This window comes from Bacillus mobilis (assembly GCF_001884045.1).
Lineage (GTDB): Bacteria > Bacillota > Bacilli > Bacillales > Bacillaceae_G > Bacillus_A > Bacillus_A mobilis.
The window spans coordinates 1-687 of the sequence record NZ_MACF01000031.1; the positions used below are offsets into that span (position 1 = coordinate 1).

Below are 687 nucleotides of genomic sequence, written 5' to 3' on the forward strand. Positions count from 1 at the left end.
TTCCAGCGAGAAGATCCTTTCATTCTTCTAGAAAGAACACGCTGTGCTTTTGCCAACTTCTCTTCCAATGAGCGAAAAAATTTAGGGTTTTTATAGGTTGTTCCATCTGACAAAATGGCGAAATCTTTTAATCCTACATCCATTCCAATATAAGAATGTGTTTTCGGAAGTTCTTGCACTTCTGTTTCAACTAACAATGACACAAAGTATCTGCCAGAAGGGTTCCGTCTAACCGTAGCATTTAAAATACGTCCCTTTACTTCACGACTTTTGGCAAATCGAACAAGACCTAGTTTCGGCAATTTCATTTTGTTTCCCACAACAGCAATGTTTTCATTTGTTTGTTTTGTGGTATAAGATTGTACGTTGTTCTTTTTAGATTTGAAACGCGGGGCACTGTTTTGTTTTTTAAAAAAGCGGGTATAAGCATCCACAAGGTTGCGAACAGACGATTGAATAGCAATACTATCCACTTCTTTTAGCCAAACAAACTCTTTCTTCATGGCAGGAAGTTTGGCAGAGCATGTACCATATGTCAAACCTTTTCCTGTTTCTTTGTATGCATTATCCCATAGAGATAGGAAGTGATTGAATACAAAACGAGAACAACCAATCGTTTTATTGATCAGAATCGCTTGTGCTTTATTTGGATAGATACGAAATTTATACGCTTTATTGATCATCCTT

The 687-nt window shown here is 36.8% G+C and carries 1 protein-coding gene; it reads right to left on the minus strand.

From position 1 onward, the window contains the following. Positions 1–683: RNA-guided endonuclease TnpB family protein (locus BAQ44_RS03495; protein WP_131801844.1), on the minus strand; the 683-nt coding region annotated here is incomplete at its 3' end. Positions 684–687: the final 4 nt, after the last annotated feature.